The organism is Mycobacterium sp. TY815 (assembly GCF_030755135.1).
Classification (GTDB): Bacteria; Actinomycetota; Actinomycetes; order Mycobacteriales; family Mycobacteriaceae; genus Mycobacterium.
This window is the reverse complement of the sequence record NZ_JAUFRX010000001.1, coordinates 503,169-521,226: the sequence shown is the minus strand read 5'-3', so window position 1 is coordinate 521,226 and position 18,058 is coordinate 503,169. Positions and strand designations below refer to the sequence as shown.

General features: G+C 67.5%; 16 protein-coding genes and 1 pseudogene. 6 read left to right on the top strand and 11 right to left on the bottom strand.

Going from position 1 to position 18,058, the window contains the following annotated elements; genetic code table 11:
* Nucleotides 1-77 precede the first annotated feature (77 nt).
* The 4 genes from QXK92_RS02160 to QXK92_RS02145 form a co-directional block, all read right to left on the bottom strand.
* Nucleotides 78-458, bottom strand: a complete 381-nt coding sequence (locus tag QXK92_RS02160) for a hypothetical protein (RefSeq protein WP_306240030.1) — start codon at nt 456-458, stop codon at nt 78-80.
* The gene (locus tag QXK92_RS02155; protein WP_306244119.1) at nt 455-1,717 is read right to left on the bottom strand and encodes an ArsA family ATPase; all 1,263 of its coding nucleotides are present in this window, start codon (nt 1,715-1,717) and stop codon (nt 455-457) included. Before QXK92_RS02155 ends, QXK92_RS02160 begins: the two co-directional genes overlap by 4 nt.
* Nucleotides 1,714-2,148, bottom strand: coding sequence for an SRPBCC family protein (locus tag QXK92_RS02150; RefSeq protein ID WP_306240029.1), 435 nt, complete (start codon nt 2,146-2,148; stop codon nt 1,714-1,716). Before QXK92_RS02150 ends, QXK92_RS02155 begins: the two co-directional genes overlap by 4 nt.
* 111 nt (nt 2,149-2,259) lie before the next feature.
* Nucleotides 2,260-2,649: a polyketide cyclase / dehydrase and lipid transport gene (locus QXK92_RS02145; protein WP_306240028.1), complete on the bottom strand. Its 390-nt coding sequence runs from the start codon at nt 2,647-2,649 to the stop codon at nt 2,260-2,262.
* Nucleotides 2,650-2,821: 172 nt separating this feature from the next.
* Here QXK92_RS02145 and QXK92_RS02140 point away from each other — a divergent pair, with 172 nt between their 5' ends.
* Entirely contained in the window at nt 2,822-4,624 is a 1,803-nt protein-coding gene (locus QXK92_RS02140) for a long-chain fatty acid--CoA ligase (protein ID WP_306240026.1), read from the top strand.
* A gap of 23 nt (nt 4,625-4,647) precedes the next feature.
* Here the strand turns inward: QXK92_RS02140 and pimB are convergent, their stop codons facing one another.
* The 4 genes from pimB to QXK92_RS02120 all read right to left on the bottom strand — a co-directional run bounded on the left by pimB (nt 4,648) and on the right by QXK92_RS02120 (nt 8,461).
* Nucleotides 4,648-5,793 (bottom strand): GDP-mannose-dependent alpha-(1-6)-phosphatidylinositol monomannoside mannosyltransferase, encoded by a 1,146-nt coding sequence (pimB, locus tag QXK92_RS02135; protein WP_306240025.1) that lies wholly within the window; start codon nt 5,791-5,793, stop codon nt 4,648-4,650.
* A 218-nt stretch (nt 5,794-6,011) separates the two neighbouring features.
* Complete coding sequence (locus tag QXK92_RS02130) at nt 6,012-6,734, bottom strand: hypothetical protein (protein WP_306240024.1); 723 nt, start codon at nt 6,732-6,734, stop codon at nt 6,012-6,014.
* Between the two features lie 134 nt (nt 6,735-6,868).
* Nucleotides 6,869-8,023 (bottom strand): peptidoglycan hydrolase RipC, encoded by a 1,155-nt coding sequence (gene ripC / locus QXK92_RS02125; RefSeq protein ID WP_306240023.1) that lies wholly within the window; start codon nt 8,021-8,023, stop codon nt 6,869-6,871.
* A gap of 174 nt (nt 8,024-8,197) precedes the next feature.
* Nucleotides 8,198-8,461, bottom strand: a complete 264-nt coding sequence (locus QXK92_RS02120; RefSeq protein WP_306240022.1) for a hypothetical protein — start codon at nt 8,459-8,461, stop codon at nt 8,198-8,200.
* Nucleotides 8,462-8,571: 110 nt separating this feature from the next.
* On the opposite strand from QXK92_RS02120, the pseudogene QXK92_RS02115 reads away from it, so the two are divergent.
* Nucleotides 8,572-10,458: pseudogene (locus QXK92_RS02115) on the top strand (DEDD exonuclease domain-containing protein); the annotation flags it as partial.
* On the opposite strand, the gene trpD reads toward QXK92_RS02115, so the two are convergent.
* A complete protein-coding gene (gene trpD / locus QXK92_RS02110; protein ID WP_306244116.1) occupies nt 10,396-11,481 on the bottom strand; it encodes an anthranilate phosphoribosyltransferase in 1,086 nt (361 codons plus the stop codon). The pseudogene QXK92_RS02115 and the gene trpD overlap by 63 nt on opposite strands.
* A 129-nt stretch (nt 11,482-11,610) precedes the next feature.
* On the opposite strand from trpD, the gene QXK92_RS02105 reads away from it, so the two are divergent.
* From QXK92_RS02105 to QXK92_RS02090, 4 genes are read left to right on the top strand one after another with little or no spacing between them, the layout of a single operon-like run.
* Nucleotides 11,611-12,222, top strand: coding sequence for a heme-copper oxidase subunit III (locus QXK92_RS02105; protein WP_306240021.1), 612 nt, complete (start codon nt 11,611-11,613; stop codon nt 12,220-12,222).
* A gap of 40 nt (nt 12,223-12,262) precedes the next feature.
* A complete protein-coding gene (locus QXK92_RS02100) occupies nt 12,263-13,105 on the top strand; it encodes a c-type cytochrome (RefSeq protein WP_306240020.1) in 843 nt (280 codons plus the stop codon).
* Nucleotides 13,102-14,328, top strand: coding sequence for a ubiquinol-cytochrome c reductase iron-sulfur subunit (locus tag QXK92_RS02095; RefSeq protein ID WP_306240019.1), 1,227 nt, complete (start codon nt 13,102-13,104; stop codon nt 14,326-14,328). Before QXK92_RS02100 ends, QXK92_RS02095 begins: the two co-directional genes overlap by 4 nt.
* A complete protein-coding gene (locus tag QXK92_RS02090) occupies nt 14,325-16,019 on the top strand; it encodes a cytochrome bc complex cytochrome b subunit (protein WP_306240018.1) in 1,695 nt (564 codons plus the stop codon). Before QXK92_RS02095 ends, QXK92_RS02090 begins: the two co-directional genes overlap by 4 nt.
* Nucleotides 16,020-16,295: 276 nt before the next feature.
* On the opposite strand, the gene QXK92_RS02085 is transcribed toward QXK92_RS02090, so the two are convergent.
* Both QXK92_RS02085 and QXK92_RS02080 read right to left on the bottom strand, forming a co-directional pair.
* Nucleotides 16,296-16,937 (bottom strand): DUF2561 family protein, encoded by a 642-nt coding sequence (locus QXK92_RS02085; RefSeq protein ID WP_306240017.1) that lies wholly within the window; start codon nt 16,935-16,937, stop codon nt 16,296-16,298.
* Entirely contained in the window at nt 16,937-17,887 is a 951-nt protein-coding gene (locus QXK92_RS02080; RefSeq protein ID WP_306240016.1) for an MmpS family transport accessory protein, read from the bottom strand. The genes QXK92_RS02085 and QXK92_RS02080 overlap by 1 nt, the downstream gene beginning before the upstream one ends.
* Between the last annotated feature and the right edge of the window lie 171 nt (nt 17,888-18,058).

Sequence of the window (18,058 nt, the reverse complement as noted above, 5' to 3'; positions counted from 1 at the left end):
CACCCGTTGGTGTCTGGGCCAACTGTACTCACCCGCGGTGGTTGCGACCACCTCGCGAGCCCGGGCCGGGTGCCCGCTCACTCCTGAAGCGTAACCGGGATCGGCTGGTAGCCCGTCTTCTTGGTGCCCTCGCCGTTGGTCGGGCGCTCGGCGGCCGACCCGGCTTCGGGTGCCTCGGCCTGTGCCGGTACCGCCGAGCGGTCGATGTCGTCGACAATGGCCTGGATCACTTCCAGCAGCGCGACACTGTGATTGGCGATGACCGTCACCAACGGGTGCTGCTCGCCGCTGACCGCCGCGGCCAGCGCACACACCGGGCACCACACCTGCTGACACTTGCCGGGGGCGCCGCCCGAGGTCAGGGCGGCCGCCGCGCGCACGGCCGGATCGATCCCGTCCAGGATCGCCTGGGCAAGCTTGCGCAGCTCGGGACCGAGGTCGGTATGAGCCCCACTCACTTCGGCCATACCTCCGGATCGGGTTGAAAACGAACGGTCAATTCGGTGCCCCGCAGATGCGCGTCCAGCACCGTACACCTGCGCAGCACAGAGGCTAACCGAACCCGGCGGCGCACACCGCCGGCGCTGATGATCAGGTCGTCATCGGACCTGCCCAGGGCCAGCGATCGGGCGTCAAGTTGGGGCAACGACAACCGCATCCGGTACACCGATTCCAGACCGGTTCCGGATTCCAGGTCGACGACCGGATGCAGCGGCCCGGGCGGGTCCGCACCGCGGCGCCGGCGTGCGCTGTCGAGCAGCCCGCCCAGTGCCTTCGGCCCGATCGGCTCCCCCGCCTGGTGCGGCACCAGCACCAGTGCGACATCGCCGATCGTGGCGTCGAGTTCTTCCAGCACCGCGCGTTGCTCGGCGATCCGTTCGGCATACCAGTAGAACGCCGGATGGTCGGGCAGGCTGCTGTACTCGTAGGTTTCATCGCGCACCAGGACCTGGTTGACCAGCAGCTCCTCGACACGCACTCCCATCAGCGCCAACGACCCGAGCGTGCGCGCCGCTTCGGCGGCCACCACCCGTTCCGGGGTGAGCACCAGATGAGCCCTGACCAGGTCGCCGTCGGTGAGCAGGGTGCTGAGCCGTTCCACCCCGGCGCTGGTGCGTTCCAGCAGATTCACCAACGCGGCCGAGCGGGGGTCGTCGGCGCCGAAACTGAGCCGCCGGTGCCGCGGCCAGGCGCGTTCCACATACAGCCCGAAAGTGGCCGGCAGGGTCAACATCCGCAACGCGTCCGCTGTCGAGGCACAGTCGACGATGATGCGATCCCATCGGCCCGACATCGCAAGCTCACCAACGGCGTGCAGCCCGAGGACCTCCTGAATGCCGGGCAACGCCGAAAGTTCCTCGGGTGCAATGCGATTCAGTTCAGACTCGGAGAACCGCGCGTCCAGCGCGCCCACTACTTCGCGCCAGCGGTCCTCGAGCAGGGCCAAGGTGTCCAGCGCCAGGGCGTCGATGAGGCCACCGCCGGCGTCGGAGTCGTCGGCGTGCACCCGGACGGGTTCGCCTTGACCGGTCGGCGGAACCGGAATGCCCAGAACGTCGCCCAGGGAATGGGCCTGGTCGGTGGACACCAATAGCACGCGCAGTCCACCGCTGGCATCACCAACCGCGGTCGCGGACGCCAGGGTGGACTTCCCTACCCCGCCCTTACCGACGAACAGGCTGATCCGGGCCGGAGTAGGCGGGACGGAATCACTCAGCCCTCGACTCTTTTCTTCAGATCCTTCAATGCGCCGTCGATCAGCCTGCGTTCGGCCTTGCGCTTGAGCATCCCGATCATTGGAACTGCGAGGTCTACCGCCAGTTCGTACGTGACGTCGGTGCCGGAACCCTTGGGGTTCAGGATGTAGGAGCCTTCAAGTGACTTCAGCAACGAGCTGGATTCCAGGGTCCAGCTCAGCGACTTACGGTCGTCGGGCCACTGGTAGTTCATGATCAGGGTGTCTTTGAAGATCCCCGCGTCCATCAACATGCGGGCCTTCTTGGGGTAGCCGTCGTCGGTGGCCTCGAGGACTTCGACTTCCTTATATTCGTTGATCCAGTCCGGGTAGGACTCGATTTCGGCGATCGCCTTCATCACCTCGGCTGGGTCCGCGTCGATGTAGATCGTCTGGTTGGTCTTGTCCGCCACTTGGCTGCTTCCCTTTCCCGGTCGGCCCCGGTCAATTGCGGGAGTGCCCCCGAATCTCCCGGCAGAAACGGTACTCTCTCTCTCGGCAATCTTGATGCCGATCTGACCCGGTTAAACTACCGGAGAACTCCCCACGGGACGTGACTGTTCCAGGGTCGTTTTCACCTCGAACGCCATGTTCTTGCCCGCCACGCGTCTGCGATGGGTCATCTTGGCCAGATTGAGCTTGGCCAGCTCCGACGGAGATACGCCGGTCGGTTCCGCATGCAGGAAGTAATGCAGTATCACCCCGTCCATCGACGGCTCCAGCCAGACTTCCATCGTGCCGGTGAGCGGGCCGCTCACCGCCCACCGGATGCCCTTCTCGGCGCGGTCCTCGGTGACCTGCAGCTTCAGGTCGGGCCACCACCGGCTCCACTTGGACCGATCCGCAATCGCGGCTCCGACCAGTGCGCCGGCTGCGGCGACGTACGTTTCGTCGGCGATCTGGATGCTGTTCATCGCCTCAGCTTCACATACCCGCCCGAGCGGGACCGGCGCAGCCCCGGGACCTTCCGGCAATCGCTCCGAACGCCTACCGGCCGTCGCCATCCTGCGCGAATGTCCCCGATAGGCTGGGCATCAGCAAGTCGCCGGCGACCAGCGCCCCCCGAGGTCAAGCGAGGTAATGAGAGTGCGTCAGTACAGTGTCCCCGCCCGCTTTTCCGTCTACGACCACGACAACGTCGCGGCCGTGGTGTACGAGCACGAGCGCAACGATCCCGACTACGTGATCTACCGGCGCCAGGTGGACGGGGCCTGGACGGACGTCACCTGCGCCGAGGCCGCTGAACAAATCCGTTCGGCGGCACTGGGTTTGATCTCGATGGGCGTGGAAGCCGGCGACCGCGTCTCGATTTTCTCCGCCACCTGCTACGAATGGGCGATCCTGGATCTGGCGATTCTGTCGGTGGGTGCGGTGACCGTGCCGATCTACGAGACGTCGTCGGCCGAGCAGGTGCGCTGGGTGCTGCAGGACTCCGAAGCGGTGCTGGCGTTCGCCGAGACTGATGCGCACGCGGCGATCGTCACCGAGCTCACCGGCGAACTGCCGGCCTTGCGCCGGGTGCTGCACATCAACGGTTCGGGCCCCAAGGCGCTGGACCAGTTGGTGGAGGCTGGCGCCGCGGTCGACGCGGCCGAACTGACAGCGCGGCAGCAGGCGCTGCAGGCCGACGACCCGGCGACGCTCATCTACACCTCGGGCACCACGGGACGTCCCAAGGGCTGCCAGTTGACCCATTCGAATCTGCTCCACGAGATCCGCGGCACCGGTGAGTGTCTGCCGACGCTGTTGTGCGAGGGCCAACGACTGCTGGTTTTCCTGCCGCTGGCCCACGTGCTGGCCCGGGCGCTGACCTTGGCGGCCTTCACCAGCAAAGTGACGGTCGGATTCACCAGCGACATCAAGAACCTGCTGCCGTTGCTGGCCGAGTTCAAGCCGACGGTGGTGGTGTCTGTTCCGCGAGTGTTTGAGAAGGTCTACAACACCGCCGAGCAGAACGCCGCCAATGACGGCAAAGGCCCGATCTTCAAGGCAGCCGCGCAGACGGCGGTTGACTGGAGCCGCGCGCAGGACAGCGGCAAGCCCGGAATAGTGTTGCGCGCCAAGCACGCACTGTTCGACCGGCTGGTCTACGGAAAATTGCGCGCGGCGCTGGGCGGTGAATGCCACTCCGCGGTCTCCGGTGGGGCACCGCTGGGCGCGCGGCTGGGACACTTCTACCGCGGCGTGGGGGTGACGATCTACGAGGGGTATGGGCTCACCGAGACCAGTGCGGCGATCACCGTGAACCAGATCAACGCCCTCAAGATCGGCACCGTGGGCAAACTGGTGCCGGGGAACAGCCTGCGCATCGCCGAAGACAAGGAACTGTTGGTGCGCGGCGGCGTGGTGTTCACCGGCTACTGGCGCAACGAGCAGGCCACCGCCGAAGCGTTCACCGACGGCTGGTTCCGCACCGGCGATCTCGGCGCCGTCGACGAAGACGGATTCGTCAGTATCACCGGCCGCAAAAAGGAGCTGATCGTCACCGCCGGTGGCAAGAACGTCGCCCCGGCGGTGCTCGAAGATCAGCTGCGGGCCCACCCGCTGATCAGCCAGGCGATGGTCGTCGGGGATGCCAAACCGTTCATCGGCGCGCTGATCACCATCGACCCCGAGGCGTTCGAAGGCTGGAAGCACCATCACCACAAGGCCGCTGCGGCGAGCGTCGGCGATCTGGCCACCGACCCGGATCTGGTCGCCGAGGTGGATGCGGCGGTCAAGCAGGCCAATCAGCAGGTCTCCCACGCCGAGTCGATCCGCAAGTTCCGCATCCTGCCCGTCGACTTCACCGAGGACACCGGTGAACTGACGCCGACGATGAAGGTCAAGCGCAACGTGGTCGCCGAGAAGTTCGCCTCCGACATCGAGGCCATCTACTCGAAGGACTGACCTGTCGTCACGCCGGCCTCCGGTTAGCCACCCTCCAGCAGCGTCTCCAGCCGGGTGGCCAGCGTGTCCCAGCGCCACTGCGTTCGCACCCACTCGCGGCCGGCGGCGCCCATCGCGGCCGCGCGATCGCGATCGGTCAGCAGTTCGGTGACGGCCTCGCCGATCTCGTCGAGGGAGTGGCCGTCGATCACCAGCCCGGTTTTGTTGTGCTGCACGGCTTCCGGAGCCCCACCCGAATCACCGGCCACCACCGGGACTCCCGTCGCCGAGGCTTCCAGGAAGACGATGCCCAGACCCTCGACGTCCATGCCGGCGCCACGAGTGCGGCACGGCATGGCGAAGACGTCGGCCATGGCGTGGTGGGCGGGTAGTTCGTCACCGGGTACGCCGCCGGTGAAGGTGACGTGGTCTTCGACCTCGCAGTCGCGCGCCAGGGTGCGCAACGTCTCGAGGTAGGGGCCGCCGCCGACGATGACCAGCGCTGCGCCGTCAACGCGCCGGCGAATCGCCGGCAGGGCTTTGATCAGCATGTCCTGGCCTTTGCGGGGTACCAGACGGGAGAGACAGACCACCGTGGGCCGCTCGCCGAGGCGGTAGCGCTGACGCAGTTCGGCGCGGGCGGCCGGATCAGGGCGGAAGCGGTCGCTGTCCACGCCAGGGGGCAGGTATTCCAGGGCGGCTTTGGGCCCGAACGCCGGCGCGAACCTCGACCGGGTGTAGCGGCTGACGAAGGTGACGACGTCGGTGTGATCGCCGATGCTGCGTAGCACCGACCGTGCGACCGGCAGCATCGACCACCCGACTTCGTGGCCGTGGGTGCTGGCCAGCACTCGTGTGGCGCCGGCCTGCCGGGCGCGGGGAGCCAGCAAGGCCAGTGGGGCGGCCGCGCCGAACCAGACGGTGTCGATGTGATTCTCCGCGATCAACCGGCGCATCCGGGTATCGACGGTCGGGACCGGCAGCATCAGCGTGGTGGGATGGCGCACCACGTGGTAGCCGGCTGAGGCCGCGGCATCGTCAAAAGCCTCGGCGCCCTTCCACTTTGGTGCGTATACCGTGATGCTGTGCGATCCGGAGTCGACCAGCCGGTCGACAAACTCGCCGAGGTAGGACTGGATGCCTCCGCGCCGCGGAGGAAAGTCGTTGGTTACCAGCAGGACCCGGCTCACACGGTGAGGTTAGCGGGCGACAAGGCGCGCCGCGGGTAGCGGCGCGGTGAGGAGCCGCGTCAACAGACCCAGCGGGCGACGAGGCGCGCCGCGGGTAGCGGCGCGTCAGGAGCCGCGTCAACAGACCCAGCGGGTGACAAGGCGCGCCGCGGGTAGCGGCGCGGTGAGGAGCCGCGTCAACAGAGCGGGCGACGAGGCGCGCCGCGGGTAGCGGCGCGTCAGGCGTGGTTGCTCATCCACCGCTGCCAGCCCGGCAGCAGACCGGCGACGTCGATGCCCAGCGCCCGATGGACGGCACCAGCCAGGTCGGAATGCCCCACACCACACGCGTCCACGTAGAGTTCGCGCAGCTTCGCCGGACCGTACGTATCGGCGACGAACCGGGTGAACCACCATGCCCGGTCGTAGGCCAGCGAGCGTTGCGGCCCGGGGATGTCCAGGTCGTCGTCCGTCGGCAATGCCGGCATCGTGGCCGCGGCCTCAGCGGGAGGCGGCGTCTGCGGCCGGGCAACGTAATCGGCCACGCCCTCGGTGAGCCAACGTGGTGCGTCCAGAGCCGTGTCCACTCGGGCCGCGTAGTGAAAAAGTTCGTGGCTCAGCACTATTCGGAGCGCCCCGGCGCTCATCTGCGACGCACCGGGAGCCAGCAGGATCCGGGCGCCGACCATTGTCCGGGCCACCGGGTTCACCTGATCGACAACCGTCACCGCTGCGATATCTGCCCACTGCGAGGCCGGCCCGCCGCCCGCGGCCCGCTGAAACCGCTCGTCTGACCCAGTGGCCACCACCACGATGTCGCGGGTCCAGTCCGGCCCCCAGAACCCGACGACCGCATCGACGGCACCGCCGAGATCGGCTGCGACGCGGGACAGCAGCTGGTAGGACTCCGCGTCACCCGGGCTGACCAGTCGCACCACACGATCGCGGACCAGTGATGTCATCGGGGCGGGTGCCGGGTGCGCAACCGCACGCGCCGGTGGACTCTGGCGCGCCGGCAGTAGGACCGCAGCGATCAGCTCGGCGGTGAAGACACTCGCCAGGAGCAGTTGGAGCCAACGCCGCCCGGGCGGGACCGTCAGTAGCGGCGTGCGTCGTAGATGGGGCCGGAGGAGTCCATCGGCACCACCCGAACCGGCTGGCCAAAGGTGGACGAGTGGACCATCATGCCGTCACCCACGTAGATGCCGGCGTGTGAGGCGTCGGAGTAGAAGGTCAGCACGTCGCCGGGCTGCAGGTCAGACAGCGACACCGGCTGACCACCGTGCGCCAGGGCCTGACTGGAGTGCGGCAGCGAGATGCCCGCCTGCTGGAACGCCCACATCACCAGGCCCGAGCAGTCGAATCCGCCAGGAGCCGCACCACCCCACACGTAGGGGCTGCCGATCTGAGTCAACGCGGCTTGCACGACCACGGCACGGTCTCCGCTGCCACCGCCACCCGTGAAGGGCACGTTGGACGCCCCACCCGGAGCGGGTGCCTCACCGGGGACGCCTTCCGGCGGCGCGCCCGGCGGCAGGGCGTCGGGAGCGGGCGCACCGGGCCCGCGGTCCGGCACTCGATCGGGGGCCGGCCCGGGGTTGGCCAGCGCAGTGCGCTGGTCCGGGGTCAACGCCTGGTACTGCGATTTGACGACAGCAATCTGCACCTGCAGCTGACTCTGCTTGTGCTGCAAGTTCGCCCGCACCGCCACGGCCTGCTCTGCCGCGGCCCTCGCGTCGGCAGCGGACTTGGCGGACGCCTGCTCCGCTTTCACGGCCTCTTCGCCGGCGGCCTTGAAACTGGCCATCTGCGAAGACATTTGACCCGCCATCACGCGCTGGATGGTCAGGCCGTCGATCAGCGACTGCGGCGACCCGGCGGTCAGGATGGCGTCCAGACCGTCGGTGCGGCCACCCATGTACGTGGCGGCGGCCGCCTTGTTGACGGCTCCCTGGAAGTTGGCCAGGCGCGCTCTCGCGGCTTCCAACTTGGCCTGGTCGTCGGTCAGCTTGCGCTCCGCTGCCTGCTGGGCGGCGAGCTTTTCGTTCAGATCGAGCTGAGCGCTGTGCATAGCCTCGGTGGTCTGCTCAGCCTGACGGGACAGCTCGTTGAGTTTCGCCAACGCGTCATCGGCGGGATCGGCCAGCGCGCCGGCGGCCGTGATGCCCGAGAACACGATGAAGCTCGCGAACGAACCGATGGCGAACCGCTTGATTACACGCGCGATCGAATGCCTACAGTCGAGCCTCAAGATTTGCTTCCTTAAACTGCCATCGGCGTAAATTCGCCGAGCTGGTTTAGGTCTCAAACAGGTTACGAAACGATATCGACGTTTGTCCAAAGGGGGGAGTTAAGAAATTGGGAAGATTTATGTCATTTCTATGTGAGTCAGGGTTTCTGGTCGTCGCCGACCCTACACGATCGGTCACGCCACTCCTTTAGGCGACACAGCGCGGTCGCGGCGGATCGGAACCAAGCGCAACCGCGGCGCCAACCCGGCCTCGGCCAGCGTCTCTAGCGCGACTTGTTCGTCGTACGAAAGGGTTTCAGGTACCCCGAGCAGAACGCTCACCACACACTCACGACATCCGGGGCCTCGCACCGCACAGTCGTCACAATCGATGACCACCGGCTCCCCCGGCCTGGCCGCGGCGCCACCGGTCCATTCGGTCCCGCTGCTGTGTGCCATCTGGGCGGTCCTCTCGCTAGTGCTTAAGCTCCTCATTCCAACTGCACCGCACCGTAACGGCGGGCACCGACAACATCGCCCGGCGTGGGAATCAGCGGGTGTCGGTGGGGATGCCTAACGTCACCGCCATGGGTGCGACCGGCGGAACTCAACTCAGCTTCACCGGGCTGGTCACCCCCGACGAAATGCCGCTGCGCGAGACCACGTTCGTCGTCGTCGACCTCGAAACCACGGGCGGACGCGCCAACGGCCGGGACGGTGCCACCCCCGACGCGATCACCGAGATCGGCGCGGTCAAGGTGTGCGGTGGCGCGGTCCTGGGTGAATTCGCCACCCTGGTGGACCCGCAACGCAGCATCCCCCCACAAATCGTCCGTCTGACCGGCATCACCACGGCAATGGTGTGTGACGCCCCCACCATCGAGACCGTCCTGCCGATGTTCCTCGAGTTCGCCGGCGACTCGGTGCTGGTGGCCCACAATGCCGGTTTCGACGTCGGCTTCCTGCGTGCCGCGACCGAGCGATGCGAGCTGCGCTGGCCGCGACCCAACGTCCTGTGCACGGTCCGGCTGGCGCGCCGGGTGCTGAGCCGCGAAGAGGCTCCCAGCGTGCGATTAGCCGAGCTGGCGCGCATCTTCGCGGTGGCGACCCAGCCCACCCACCGTGCCCTCGACGACGCGCGGGCCACCGTCGAAGTACTGCACGCCCTCATCGAGCGAGTGGGTAATCAGGGCATCCACACCTACGCCGACCTGCGCTCGTACCTGCCGGATGTCACTCCCGCCCAGCGCCGCAAGCGTGTCCTCGCCGACGGCCTGCCGCGCCGGCCGGGCGTCTACCTGTTCCGCGGCCCGGCCGGCGAGGTGCTCTATGTCGGTACGGCAGTCGACCTGCGGCGCCGGGTCAGTCAGTACTTCAACGGCAGCGACCCGCGTGGGCGGATGAAGGAGATGGTCGCCCTCGCCGACGGGGTGGACCATGTGGAATGCGCCCACGCGCTGGAAGCGGGCGTGCGCGAACTACGCCTGCTGGCAGCCCATGCCCCGCCGTACAACCGTCGCTCGAAGTTCCCGCACCGCTGGTGGTGGGTGGTGCTGACGGACGAGGCGTTCCCCCGCTTCTCGGTCATCCGCAATCCGCGCCACGAGCGCGCGATCGGGCCGTTCCGGTCGCGCACCGACGCGGCGGACACCGCCGCGCTGCTGGCCAGGTTCACCGGCGTGCGCACGTGCACGAAACGGCTGGGACGTGCCGCGCTGCACGGTCCAGTGTGTCCGGAGGTCGAGCTCGCACCCTGCCCTGCCGCCCGCGACGTCGCGGCCGAGCAGTACGCCGAGGCGACGCGGCGCGCCCAGGCGTTGATCGACGGATCGGACAACTCTGCGCTGTCCGCTGCCGTCGACCAGGTGGCGGTGCTGGCCGGGCGTCACCACTATGAGAGCGCGGCCCGGCTGCGCGACCACATCGCCACCGCCGTCGAGGCGTTGTGGCGCGGGCAGCGCCTGCGGGCGCTGGCGGCGCTGCCTGAGCTGATTGCCGCGGCGCCCGACGGCGCGGGCGGCTACCAGTTCGCCGTGGTCCGTCACGGCCAACTCGCGGCAGCGGGCAGCGCCGCGAGAGGAGTTCCGCCAATGCCGGTGGTGGACGCTATTCGGGCCGGCGCTCAGACGATCCTGCCGACACAGACCCCGCTGGGCGGCGCGCTGGTCGAGGAGACGGCGCTCATCGCGCGGTGGTTGGCGGCTCCGGGGGTGCGCCTTGTGCGGGTGACCGGCGCCGGCGACGCGGGTTGGGCCTCGCCGCTGGGCGCGGCGGGCGCATGGTCCGCCTGGGCCGCCACCGCGCGCTCGGCGCGGCTGGCGGATCGCCAGGCACCGGGTTCGATGGAGCCGCCCTTCGGCCCCGACGGGCGTCGTCGCGGAGCGCAAGCCGACTCAGAGCTGCGGGCTGAACCGCACCCATCGCGCGAGCAGCTCTTCGGCCGCCCCGCTGTCGATCGCGGCCGCGGCCCGGCCCAGCCCGTCCTCCCACGCAGGCAACCATTCAGCGCGGCTGGATAGCCCCGCATGCGCGACAAGTGCACCCGCGGCGTTGAGCACCACCGCGTCGCGCACCGGCCCCCGGGCGCCGGCCAGCACGGCGCGCACTTCGGCGGCATTGGCCTGAGCGTCGCCGCCGCGCAACTCCTCGAGCTCGGCACGGGCGAACCCGAAGCCCGCGGGGTCGAATTTGAGCTTGTCCACGGTGCCGGCCTGGACCCGCCAGATGGTGCTCGTCGTCGTGGTGGTGAGTTCGTCGAGGCCGTCGTCGCCGTGCACCACCAACACGCTGGACCGGCGAGCAGCAAACACCCCGGCCATGACCTCGGCGAGCTCCGCGAACGCGCAACCGATCAAGCCGGCCCGCGGTTTCGCCGGATTCGTCAGCGGCCCAAGCAGATTGAACACCGTGGGCACCCCGATCTCCCGGCGCACCGTGGACGTATGCCGGTAGGACGGATGGAACTGCGGCGCGAAGCAAAACCCGATACCCAATTCGGCGAGGCTGCGCGCGACCTCTTCGGGCCCCAAATCGATGTGGACCCCGAGCGCCTCGAGCGTGTCGGCGCCGCCCGACAACGACGATGCCGCCCGGTTGCCGTGCTTGACCACCGGCACACCGGCCGCCGCCACCACGATCGACGCCATGGTGGACAGATTGACCGTATTCACGCCGTCGCCGCCGGTACCGACGACGTCGACCGCGTCGTCAGGGATGGCTCCGGCCGGCATGGGACGGGCATGGTCGAGCATCACACCGGCCAGTTCGCTGACCTCATCGGACGTGGGGCCCTTCATCTTCATCGCCACGGCGAACGCCGCGATCTGTGCCGGCTGGGCGGCGCCACTCATGATCTGATCCATCGCCCAACCGGCCTGACCCCGCAGCAGGTTCTGCCGGTCCGTCAGGCGCCCGAGCACCCGCGGCCACGACGGCGCGGCGGACGAACAAGCCTCAGACGACGCAGCCACGTCGCCGATGGTCCCACGAGAATTCCACCGCTCCCAACAGGGCGCCCCGGGACCGCCAGACCGCCCGCGCGACACGAAATCTCAGAAATTTGTGACCCGGGTAGTCTTCGACAACTACAAAGCGTCATACTTGCGGATGTGACGAGTGCTGTAGGGACCTCGGGTACTGCGATTACGTCGCGAGTCCATTCGCTGAACCGGCCCAACATGGTCAGTGTTGGCACCATAGTGTGGCTTTCCAGCGAACTAATGTTCTTTGCTGGCCTGTTCGCGTTCTACTTCACGGCGCGAGCGCAGGCCGGCGGGAACTGGCCGCCGCCGCCGACCGAGCTGAATCTGTATCAGGCCGTACCGGTGACGCTGGTGCTGATCGCGTCGTCGTTCACCTGCCAGATGGGCGTGTTCGCGGCCGAACGCGGCGACGTTTTCGGCCTGCGCCGCTGGTATGTGATCACCTTCCTGATGGGGCTGTTCTTCATCTGCGGCCAGGCGTACGAGTACGTCCACCTGGTGACGCACGGGACGACCATCCCCAGCAGCGCCTACGGCAGCGTGTTCTATCTCGCCACCGGATTCCACGGCCTGCACGTCACCGGCGGTCTGATTGCCTTCATCTTCCTGCTGATCCGCACCACGATGAGCAAGTTCACCCCGGCACAGGCCACCGCCAGCATCGTCGTCTCGTACTACTGGCACTTCGTCGACATCGTGTGGATCGCGTTGTTCGCCGTGATCTATTTCATCCGATGAGCCCGCGGCTCCGAATACACCAATGAACAGGAGTGCTCGGTTGAAGAAAATGCGGTTCACCCGGTCCGGCACCGGCCTCAGCGGCCGGTCCCGGCGGCGTCTGCACCGTCGGCTCACCGGCGGGCTGTTGCTGCTGATTGCGCTCACCATCGCCGGTGGATTGGCAGCCGTCCTGACACCGACGCCGCAGGTCGCGGTCGCCGACGAGTCGGGTTCGGCCTTGCTGCGGACCGGCAAGCAGCTCTTTGACACCTCGTGCGTGTCCTGCCACGGTGCCAACCTGCAGGGTGTGCCCGACCACGGGCCCAGCCTGATCGGCGTCGGCGAGGCGGCCGTGTACTTCCAGGTGTCTAGCGGCCGGATGCCCGCCATGCGCGGCGAGGCCCAGGCACCACGCAAGGAACCGATTTACGACGAGGCGCAGATCGACGCCCTCGGCGCCTACGTGCAGGCCAATGGTGGCGGCCCCACCGTGGTGCGCAACCCCGACGGAAGCCTTGCCATGCAGTCGCTGCGCGGCACCGACCTGGGCCGCGGCGGCGACCTGTTCCGGCTGAACTGCGCCTCGTGCCACAACTTCACCGGTAAGGGCGGGGCGCTGTCGTCAGGCAAGTACGCGCCCGACCTGGGTGAGGCCAACGAGCAGCAGATTCTCACGGCGATGCTGACCGGTCCGCAGAACATGCCGAAGTTCTCCGACCGCCAGCTGTCCTTCGAGTCGAAGAAGGACATCATCGCCTACGTGCGGACCGCCGCCGAGGAACGCTCTCCGGGCGGCTACGGACTGGGTGGATTCGGACCTGCGCCCGAGGGCATGGCGGCATGGATCATCGGCATGGTCTCCGCCATCGGGCTGGCACTGTGGATTGGGGCGCGCTCATGAGCGACGAGTCTGAGGTGACACAGACAGCGAAGACCGGTTCGGACACCGACACCAGCACACACGCGGGCCGCACGGAGCCCGACGACGCAGCGCTGGCCCGCATGTCCAACGACGAACTGCTGGCGCTCGGCAGCGAGATGGACGGCGTCCAGATCGTCTACAAGGAGCCTCGCTGGCCGGTCGAGGGCACCAAGGCCGAGAAGCGCGCCGCGCGCGGAGTCGCCACCTGGCTGTTGCTGGGCGGCGTGTTCGGGTTGGCTCTGCTGCTGGTCTTCCTGTTCTGGCCGTGGGAGTACAAGCCCACCGGCAGTTCGGGCAACTTCCTGTACTCGCTGGCCACGCCGCTGTACGGCTTCACGTTCGGGATGTCGATCCTCTCGATCGCCATCGGCGCGGTGCTGCTGCAGAAACGCTTTATCCCCGAAGAGATCACGATCCAGGACCGCCACGACGGCGCCTCCCGTGAGATCGACCGCAAGACCGTGGTGGCCAACCTGACCGACGCCTACGAGGGTTCCACGGTCGGACGCCGCAAGCTGATCGGCGCGTCCCTGGGAATCGGCCTGGGCGCGTTCGGCCTGGGCACCCTGGTCGCGTTTGCCGGTGGCCTGATCAAGAACCCGTGGAAGCCGGTCGTTCCCACCGCTGAGGGCATGAAGGCGGTGCTGTGGACGTCGGGGTGGACTCCCCGCTACAAGGGCGAGACGATCTACCTCGCCCGTGCCACCGGCGCCCACGACGGACCTCCCTACGTGAAGATGCGCCCCGAGGACATGGACGCCGGCGGCATGGAGACGGTCTTCCCGTGGCGGGAGTCCGACGGCGACGGCACCACTGTCGAGTCACACGAGAAGTTATCCGCGATCTCGCTGGGCGTCCGCAATCCCGTCATGCTCATCCGCATCAAGCCCACCGACGTCGACCGCGTGGTCAAGCGTCAGGGGCAGGAGAGCTTCAACTTCGGTGAGTTCTTCGCCTACACCAAGGTGTGCTCGCACCTGGGCTGCCCTGCATCGCTGTACGAGCAGCAGTCCTACCGAATTCTGTGCCCGTGTCACCAGTCGCAGTTCGACGCATTGCACTTCGCCAAGCCGATCTTCGGCCCGGCGGCCCGTGCGTTGGCTCAGCTGCCCATCACAATCGACTCCGACGGGTATTTCGTCGCCAACGGTGACTTCATCGAACCCGTGGGACCGGCATTCTGGGAGCGCACAACAACATGAGTCCAAAATTGAGTCCCCCGAAAATCGGCGACGTCCTGGCCCGCCAGGGCAACGACATCGACTCCCGTTACCACCCGTCTGCGGCGGTGCGCCGTCAGCTGAACAAGGTGTTCCCAACCCACTGGTCGTTCCTGCTGGGTGAGATCGCGCTGTACAGCTTCATCGTGCTGCTGATCACCGGCGTGTACCTGACGTTGTTCTTCGACCCGTCGATGGCCGAAGTCACCTACAACGGCGTGTACCAGCCGCTGCGCGGCGTCGAGATGTCGCGGGCCTACGAGACGGCGCTGAACATCTCCTTCGAAGTCCGGGGCGGTCTGTTCGTCCGGCAGATCCACCACTGGGCGGCGCTGATGTTCTCGGCGTCGATCATGGTGCACCTGGCACGCATCTTCTTCACTGGCGCGTTCCGGCGGCCCCGCGAGGCCAACTGGGTGATCGGGTCGCTGCTGCTGATCCTGTCGATGTTCGAGGGCTACTTCGGCTACTCCCTGCCTGACGACCTGCTCTCCGGCATCGGCCTGCGCGCGGCGCTGTCCTCGATCACGCTGGGCATGCCGATCATCGGCACCTGGCTGCACTGGGCGCTGTTCGGCGGCGACTTCCCGGGCACCATCCTGATCCCGCGACTCTACGCGCTGCACATTCTGCTGATCCCGGGCATCATCCTGGCTCTGATCGGCGCACACATGGCGTTGGTGTGGTTCCAGAAGCACACCCAGTTCCCCGGACCGGGCCGCACCGAGCACAACGTGGTCGGCGTGCGCGTGATGCCGACCTTCGCGGTGAAGTCCGGCGCGTTCTTCGCCTGCATCGTCGGCGTGCTGGGCCTGATGGGCGGGCTGCTGCAGATCAACCCCATCTGGAATCTGGGCCCGTACAAGCCATCTCAGGTCTCCGCAGGCTCGCAGCCGGACTTCTACATGATGTGGACGGAAGGCCTGGCCCGTATCTGGCCGCCATGGGAGTTCTACTTCTGGCACCACACCATCCCGGCTGTCGTGTGGGTCGCGATCATCATGGGCCTGGTGTTCGGCCTGCTGGTCATCTACCCGTTCCTAGAGAAGCGGTTCACCAAGGACTACGCACACCACAACCTGCTGGTGCGGCCGCGGGACGCACCGGTGCGCACCGCAATTGGCTCCATGGCGATCGCCTTCTACATGGTGCTGACGCTGTGCGCGATGAACGACATCATCGCGTTCAAGTTCCACATCTCGCTGAATGCGACGACGTGGATCGGCCGCATCGGCATGGTGATCCTGCCGCCGCTGGTCTACTTCATCGCCTACCGGTGGGCGGTGGGGCTGCAGCGCAGCGACCGTTCGGTGCTCGAGCACGGTGTCGAGACGGGCATCATCAAGCGCCTGCCGCACGGTGCCTACATCGAGCTGCACCAGCCGCTGGGTCCGGTCGACGACCACGGCCACCCGCTTCCGCTGGAATACCAGGGCGCCGCCCTGCCCAAGAAGATGAACAAGTTGGGCTCGGCCGGCTCACCGGGTAGCGGCAGCTTCCTGTTCGCGGACCCGGCCTCGGAGGATGCAGCACTGCGCGAGGCGGGCCACACCGCCGAGGTCCGTGCCCTCACCGCGCTGCGCGAGCACCAGGAAGGCCCGAACGGGTCCTCCAACGGCTCTAACGGCGCCTCCAACGGTTCCAACGGTTCCACCAATGGAGGCCACCACTAAGGGCCCCCAGCAAGGCAATGAGCCGCCGTCCCCGACTACCGGGGGCGGCGGCTCGCTTTTATCTCTCTGTTCTTGTCTCTCTGGGCATTCGGCGCTTCCGGTGTGCGCGTAGCGCGGCCTTCCGGTGTGACAATCCCGCCTTCAGTGCACACCCAAAGCAGTCGATGCACACTCGAACAACGGTGGTCGGCGCCGGCGCATCGAGGACGCACCAAAGGCCGACAGAACCGACTAACAGAACCGATAGAACAGACGGACAGAAACGAGGAGCGAAACTCAGTGCGCGACCTGGCGACGGAGTTGGCGCACGTAGAGGATCTCGATCGCCGGCAGACCCGCCGCGATCACGCCCGCGAATCCGTAGCAGACCCAGGCTGCGCCGTCATGCCCGGCAGCCATCAGATAGGTCGCCACAGCGACGGCAACCAGCGATGTCCCGATCGCGGTGGTCAGCGCCAGCGTGCCGCGGAGCCAGATGCGGTCCACCACCTCGCCGGACCAATGGTCAACGGCGCCATAGGCTTTGACGGGCTCACGGCGCGCCGGCTCGATCGGGATGCGAGCCCCTGAACGTCCCGCCTGTTTGGACGATCTGATGGCACCGCCCTGCAGGGCACGGGAGCGCACCACCGGTTCGGCCTGCGTCATCCGGCGGGCCCGCAACAACACCGGGATCGCACCGGCGATGATCAGGGCCGAGACGACGATCACGGCATACAGCACCCAGGTGGTGTGTGGGGTGCGCGCCATTTTATGAAAACCCCGGCCCAGGTCCGCCAAAGCAACGGCGGCCGCGACGCTGACGCCTACCAGCACCAGCCAGATCGCGGCGCAAGCGCCGATCATGATGCGGTCGATGATGCTGGGATTGACGACCGGGTCCGGCCCCCGCCGGTACGCCGAATACCTGCCGACCATCAGCAGCTCGTCTGCGGTGAGTCGTTGGTGTTGGAGGACAACACCGTTCCGTCACTGGTGATGATCGAGCAGTTGAGTCTGCTGACGCGGAAGAGGCTGGACGCCTCCACCGAACCCACGTCCGACTGCGAGATCGGAGTCACGGTCATCGACCACGGGATATACACGTTGTGCTGCGTCCGCCGCCGCCCTGAGGCGTCGACATAGGTGACGGAGATGATGTCACCGGGGGCTTTGGTGCCGGTCACCGAGTAGGTGACCTGCCGCGGACCCGCCGGCGTCGTGGTCGCCGGGGGCGGGGCCGCCGCAGTGGTGCTGCTCGCGGGCGGCGGCGCGGCGGTGGTTGACGGCGGCGGTGGTGGTGGCGGCGGGGGCGTCACGGTTACTGTCTGCGTCTCCGTTGCAGTGGGGGTTTCCGGCGGTGGCGGTGGCGGTGGGGGCTCAGAGGACGGGGGCGGTGGAGGCTCGGACGAGGGCGGCGGCTTGGTGGTGGTGATCTGGTCCTGCACCGGGGGCGCCGAGGAGGTGGTGGTCGCCGGGTTGGCCAATTGGCTGGTGCCGGTGCGGGTCACCAACAGCGACACCGCGACCACCAGCGATATTGCCGCCAGAATCGCCGCCACCCCGACCACCCACGGCCAGCGCGGGGATCGATCGTCGTCCCGGTCGGCCTCGTCGTAGCTGTCGTAGTCGTACAACGCCAGGTCGCCGGGCATGTAAGAGCTGCTGAACAATTCGGACTCGGGCGCTGAGTAGGCCCGGGAGTAGGCATCGGTCTCCCCTGCGGGCTCCACCTCCCCGCCGTCGAGCGGCCCCAGTACGTCGCCATGGCCGAACGCATCGACATCGGCATCCGCGTCGGCTGACTCGCCAGGAACGTCGGGTTCGGCAGGCTCGCCGGCAACGTCGGGTTCGTCAGGATCCCGTCCCGGCGGATTCGGCCCGCTCATGTCTGCCTACCCTGTCCAACTGCCCAGCCAGCGCGCGGGGCTCCGCGGCTGCGTCGGTGCACTCCGTGAAATCGTGCCCCGGCAAACCCTACCGAACGGGCCGGTGCACAGGTCGCACGCCAAACTACCCACCGGTCAACTGGTGACCAGATTGTGACCTTTGCGGACGGA